Origin of the sequence: Pseudodonghicola sp., assembly GCF_048268305.1 — a bacterium.
Lineage (GTDB): Bacteria > Pseudomonadota > Alphaproteobacteria > Rhodobacterales > Rhodobacteraceae > Pseudodonghicola.
In genome coordinates this window covers 1-5,008 of the sequence record NZ_JBLWVT010000032.1, presented here as the reverse complement: position 1 = coordinate 5,008, position 5,008 = coordinate 1, and the positions used below count along the sequence as shown (strand labels likewise).

Genomic DNA, 5,008 nt, shown 5'->3' with positions numbered 1-5,008 from the left:
GAGCGAAGCTTGCGCCTCTCGGCAGATTGCTGCGCAATCGCCTGCCGGCCAATGGATCGCTCTATTGCTGCTCGGACAGCGTGCCTAGTCGTGGCGCTGCCGTGACGAACTAGCCCCATAGGGCTTGCTTCCATTCCTGCGAATGGATCGCACCATCAAACCCTGGGATCAAACACCTACTGGTTGATCTCTGCCGGCAATGGCCGGGCTGTCGCTGAACGCCGCCCATCAGGTGGTGGATGCGGGCTTTGTCGGCCGGCTGGGGGCGGAACCGTTGGCGGTTCTGGCCCTGCTCGCCGGTCTGGTGGCGGCGGCGGGCATCGGGCTGGGCATCGGCGCGGCCAGCGCCACCGCCCGGGCGCTCGGGGCGGCGGATCCGCTGCGGGCGCGGCAGATCGCCGGTATCGGGTCTCTCGCGGCGCTGTTTCTGGAGCTGGTCCTCTGCGGCGGGCTCTGGGCCGGGCGGGAGGTGGCGCTCGTGGCCCTTGGCACGCCCGGCGATCTGCGCCCCCTCGCCGCCGGCTATCTGCCGGTGCTCAGCCTGACCATCGGCGGCGCCATCCTGCAAATCCTCTGCGATTTCCTCGCCATCGGGCGCGGCGAGGTCGGGATGCGCCTCAGAACCCTCGTGCTCTGTTTCGGGCTCAACATCGCGCTCGATCCGCTCTTCATCTTCGGCTTCGGTCTGGGGCTGAACGGCGCCGCCTAGGCCACGCTAACGGCGCAGGGGGTGACGCTGACGGTCTGGGCCTGGTGGTTCCGGGCCCCCAATCGCCGCCCCGCGCTCGGGCCGCTGCGACTGCTGGGTCCGGTGCTGCGCGTCGGTCTGCCCGAGGCCGCCGCCGTGGCCATCACCACGCTCGGAATGATGGCGGTGCTGCGGCTCGCCGCCGAGACCGGCGGAACCGAGGCCGTGGCGGCGCTTGGCATCGCGCTCAGGCTGATGTTGATCGTCATCCTGCCGCTCGAAGGTTTCGCCATCGGAGTGCAGCCGGTGCTGGCCCATGCTTTCGGTGCCGCCAAGCCCGAGCGCGGGGCGCGGGTGCTGCGCCATCTGATCGCCCGGGGACTCACTCTGGGCACGGCGCTGGCGCTGGTCTTCTGCCTGCTGGCAAGGCCGATGGTCTGGGCGACGGCCGATCTGCCAACCTTCCACCGCTGGCAGAACGATCCCCGGGTGGCGGAGTTCTTCGAGGAGGCCGGCACGCTGGAACAGCATCGCGCCGATCTGGAACGGCTGCTGGCCGATCCGCATATGTTGCCGGTCATCGCCGCGCTCGACGGGCGCGACTTCGCCTATTTCGAACTCTACTGGGTGCGCGAAAACCGGCTGGGCGCGCAATGCGACGCCGCCGCCTGGGATCGCGGCTGGCATGTGCTGGTCGGCGAGGAGGACATCCGCGGCGTCGAGTACGTCACCGCCTGGCTCCCCTCGCTCATGCATTACATGTTCCTGGCCGAGCCGCGCACCGAGGCGATTTTGGGCGAACCCAAGGCCCGCCACCTCAGGCAGTTGAAGAACCTGGGCCGCGGCGGGTTTGCCCATGTCCGCGACTTCGACTTTTCCCACAAACGCGCCAGCCTCGTCCGTCTCGAACGCCAGCATTTCTTTGAATCCCGCCTTTGGGCACGACCCGGGACCGGACGCGGCACGCCGCTGACGCTCTCGCCCGCGCGCCTCATCACGCAAGGAGACTGGACATGACCGCATCCGATACGCCCTTCGACCTGATCGGGGTTGGCTTCGGCCCCTCGAACCTCGCCCTCGCGGTGGCGCTGGAGGAAACCGGCAGCCCGCTTTCGGCGCGGTTTCTCGAGGCCCGACCAAGGTTCGCCTGGCATCCGGGCATGATGATCCCCGGCGCCGACATGCAGGTGTCGTTTCTGAAAGACCTGGTCAGCCAGCGCAATCCGCAAAGCGCCTTTTCCTTCGTCAGCTATCTGCATGCAAAGGGTCGGCTGGGCCGGTTCATCAACCGCAAGACCTTTTTTCCCAGCCGGGTGGAGTTCAACGATTACCTCGCCTGGGTGGCGGCGCAGATGCCGGTCTGCGATTACGACCGCCGCGTCGTCGGGCTGGAGCCGGTGACGCTGGGCGGTCAGGTGCGGATGATCGAGGTGATTGCTGAGAGCCGGTCGGGCGAGCAGAGCTGTTATCACGCCCGCAATCTGGTGATCGCGCCGGGCGGGCAACCGCGTTGGCCCGACGCGCTTGAGGGGCTGCGGGGTCACCCCCGGGTGATCCATTCCAACGATTACATCGCCGCCGCCCTGCCCCGGCTGGAGCCCGGCCTACGCATCGCGGTGATCGGCAGCGGCCAGAGCGGGGTGGAGATTTTCGCCGATCTCGCCAATCGTCAGGAGGCGCCGAAGGTCGATCTGATCCTGCGCGGCCGTGCCATCCGGCCATCCGACGACACCCCCTTCGTGAACGAGATCTTCGATCCCGCCCAGACCGACCGCTTTCATGCCCGCCCGGCCGAGGACCGCGCCAAGACCCTGCGCGCGCTGGCCGCGACCAACTACGCCGTCGCCGACGGTGATCTGATCCAGGCGATCTATGACATGCTTTATGAACAGAGCGTGGCCGGAAGCGATCGCCTCGCCCTTCATGCCGAGGCCGGGCTGCGCGCGGTCGGGGAGACGCCGCAAGGGCTGTGCATCGAGATCAACTGCCCGGACGGCCCGCGCACCTGATGGTCGACATGATCCTGCTGGCCACCGGCTACGACCGGACGTTGGATGCCGGGGTGTTGCGCGGGCTTGCCCGCCTTGCCACCGGCGCGCCGCCTGACCGCGATTATTGCCTGCCGATGCAGTCGGACTTCGCCCCGGCGATCTTCGTTCAGGGCTATAGCGAACCCACCCATGGGCTGAGCGACACGCTGCTGTCGGTGCTGGCACTGCGGGCGGAGGAACTGACCCGGTCGCTCGCCACGCTTGCACGGCCGGATGCGGCCTCCGTCGCCGCGGAGTGATCAGCCAGCATCGGCGGGGCGGCACTGATAAGAGAATGGTTTGAAAACAAGATATTCTCCAGGTGTCGTAAGCCGCCCCGCCGGTTGCCGCCGCCACCGCGCCTGTGATATCAAACGGCATCTACTCAGCGTTTCGCCCGGCAGCTCCCCCTCATGCCCGGGCTATGATGTCAGATCTGTCTCCCCTTCCATTCCCCCTGCCCACAGAGGCCCGCGCGGCCGCTCGCCGAAGCCTGCTCGCTCATCTCATCCACGAACGCGAGCTTCTGCTCTGCGATGCGATGCGGATCCTCGGCGCCCGCGATCAGGCCGAAGATGTGCTGCAAGAGGCGGCAATACGTTGTCTCAACAGCCCGGCGATCCACCCCGAGATCGACTGCCTGCGCGCCATGTTGCGCAGGATCGTGCGCAACCTCGCGCTCGACGAGCAGCGGCGGCATGCACGATCTGGCGGCGACACCAGCGCATTGGCCGAACCTGCCTGTCTCCGGCCCGGTCCTGAACAGAGCCTGGCCGACCGGCAATCGCTGCAAGCCGTGCTTGGGACGCTGCGAACCCTGCCGCCGCGGCACCAGCGGATCTTTCGCACCCACCGGCTCGGCGCCCGCCGCCAGAACGAGATCGCCCGGGACGAAGGGCTTTCACCGGCGCGGGTTCATGCCATCATCGTCGAAACCCACGCCCGCCTGACCCAGAGCCTGGCCACCAACGATTGACCGGCCCCCATCCCGCAGAGGCCGGCCCGCACCCGCCTGGCCAAGACATAACCTGCGGCTTTCAGCGGCAAAACCGCCGCCGCCCTTGAACCCCCGGTCCCGGAGGGAGTATGGGCTTGGATATTCCCCGACCGCGAAGGAATAGATCGACCCACGCCCGCAGCCCCCACGCCACAGAGGATGGATCTTTTCGATCCCTCGGGCAGAATGCCCAGCCCCTGGCGCCGGCCCCAGAACAGGATTTCGATATCCGCACCCGCCCTTCTTCATAGCGGAAAGAAGGTTGACCGACCCTCCCTTTTCCCAGCCTCAGCGCCGGACCTCACCGGGTGGTGCCAAGGCCCCAGCCGCGCCCCTTCCGAAAGAAAACCCCTTTCCCCGCCATGACAAAGCTGTTCCGACCGCTTCCCTTCGCGGTCCTGACCTTCGGCATCCTGCTGCACGCCCACGGCGATCTCATCCTGGCCGGTGGAGGCTCCCCGCTCGCCGCAGCGGTCTTCCTGTTCTCCGCCCTGCCCTATGTGATCGCGCTGATCGCGCTCAGGCGCCATCCCGAAAGCTGGATTGCCGCCCTGGCCGCCGGGGCGGTGCTGCTGATGATGGATCTGGCGGTGTTCCGCAGCGTGCTGATCTCTCCGGCGCTGTCCGCGGGCCTGCTCGCCCTGCTGGTGGAACCGCTGGTCAATTTGCTGCTGGCCCTGCCCTTCGGCTGGTATCTGGGCCGCGTCATGGCGCGGGGGTAAGCTCCCGGGCCTGGCGGGCAAGCGCCTCGATCGCCGCCCAGTCGCCAGCGGCGATCAAAGCTTTCGGCGCGACCCAACTGCCGCCAACGCAGGGAACCGTGGCCAGCCGCAGATAATCCGGCGCGTTCTCGGCGCTGACCCCGCCGGTCGGGCAGAAGGATATCCCCGGCAAGGGCCCGGCAAGCGCCGCCAGGGCCTTGGCGCCGCCAGCGGGACCGGCGGGAAAGAACTTCAGCATGTCATAACCGCGCGCGGCCAGACGCATCGCTTCGGAGGCGGTCGCCGCCCCGGGCAGCAGCGGCAGCCCCGCCGCCTCGCAGGCCGCCAGCAGCTCGTCGGTGGCCCCGGGGGAAACGGCAAAGCGCGCGCCCGACGCCACCGCCAGATCGACATCGGCCGGGGTGATCACCGTGCCGGCCCCCACCACCGCGCCCGGCAGATCGGCCATCGCCCGGATCGCAGCCGCCGCCGCCGGGGTGCGCAGGGTGACCTCGAGCACTGGCAAACCACCGGCGACCAGCGCCTGGCCGAGAGCGGCCGCCCGGGCGGCCTCCTCGATCACCAGCACGGG

7 protein-coding genes are annotated in these 5,008 nt (G+C 68.4%); 6 read left to right on the top strand and 1 reads right to left on the bottom strand.

Features of this window, described 5'->3' with window-relative positions; genetic code table 11:
- The first annotated feature begins 199 nt into the window (after positions 1 to 199).
- From ACN0V4_RS21485 to ACN0V4_RS21460, 6 genes are all read left to right on the top strand, one after another.
- Entirely contained in the window at positions 200 to 709 is a 510-nt protein-coding gene (locus tag ACN0V4_RS21485; protein WP_417679964.1) for an MATE family efflux transporter, read from the top strand.
- 21 nt (positions 710 to 730) lie between these two features.
- A complete protein-coding gene (locus tag ACN0V4_RS21480) occupies positions 731 to 1,705 on the top strand; it encodes a GNAT family N-acetyltransferase (protein WP_417679962.1) in 975 nt (324 codons plus the stop codon).
- A complete protein-coding gene (locus tag ACN0V4_RS21475; protein ID WP_417679960.1) occupies positions 1,702 to 2,697 on the top strand; it encodes a SidA/IucD/PvdA family monooxygenase in 996 nt (331 codons plus the stop codon). Before ACN0V4_RS21480 ends, ACN0V4_RS21475 begins: the two co-directional genes overlap by 4 nt.
- Entirely contained in the window at positions 2,697 to 2,978 is a 282-nt protein-coding gene (locus tag ACN0V4_RS21470) for a hypothetical protein (protein ID WP_417679958.1), read from the top strand. The genes ACN0V4_RS21475 and ACN0V4_RS21470 overlap by 1 nt, the downstream gene beginning before the upstream one ends.
- Positions 2,979 to 3,259: 281 nt before the next feature.
- Positions 3,260 to 3,694 carry an RNA polymerase sigma factor gene (locus ACN0V4_RS21465; protein WP_417679956.1) on the top strand — a complete coding sequence of 145 codons (435 nt, stop codon included), beginning with the start codon at positions 3,260 to 3,262 and terminating at the stop codon, positions 3,692 to 3,694.
- A 383-nt stretch (positions 3,695 to 4,077) separates the two neighbouring features.
- Complete coding sequence (locus ACN0V4_RS21460) at positions 4,078 to 4,437, top strand: hypothetical protein (RefSeq protein WP_417679954.1); 360 nt, start codon at positions 4,078 to 4,080, stop codon at positions 4,435 to 4,437.
- Here ACN0V4_RS21460 and eda read toward each other — a convergent pair.
- The coding region (gene eda / locus ACN0V4_RS21455) for a bifunctional 4-hydroxy-2-oxoglutarate aldolase/2-dehydro-3-deoxy-phosphogluconate aldolase (RefSeq protein ID WP_417679952.1) at positions 4,421 to 5,008 on the bottom strand (588 nt) is incomplete at its 5' end. The two genes, ACN0V4_RS21460 and eda, sit on opposite strands and share 17 nt — an antisense overlap.

Bases quoted from the DNA above. Each gene is read 5' to 3' on its own strand.
- ACN0V4_RS21485 (WP_417679964.1), top strand. From the start codon at position 200: ATGGCCGGGCTGTCGCTGAACGCCGCCCATCAGGTGGTGGATGCGGGC.
- ACN0V4_RS21460 (WP_417679954.1), top strand. From the start codon at position 4,078: ATGACAAAGCTGTTCCGACCGCTTCCCTTCGCGGTCCTGACCTTCGGC.
- ACN0V4_RS21475 (WP_417679960.1), top strand. From the start codon at position 1,702: ATGACCGCATCCGATACGCCCTTCGACCTGATCGGGGTTGGCTTCGGC.
- ACN0V4_RS21465 (WP_417679956.1), top strand. From the start codon at position 3,260: ATGCGGATCCTCGGCGCCCGCGATCAGGCCGAAGATGTGCTGCAAGAG.
- ACN0V4_RS21470 (WP_417679958.1), top strand. From the start codon at position 2,697: ATGGTCGACATGATCCTGCTGGCCACCGGCTACGACCGGACGTTGGAT.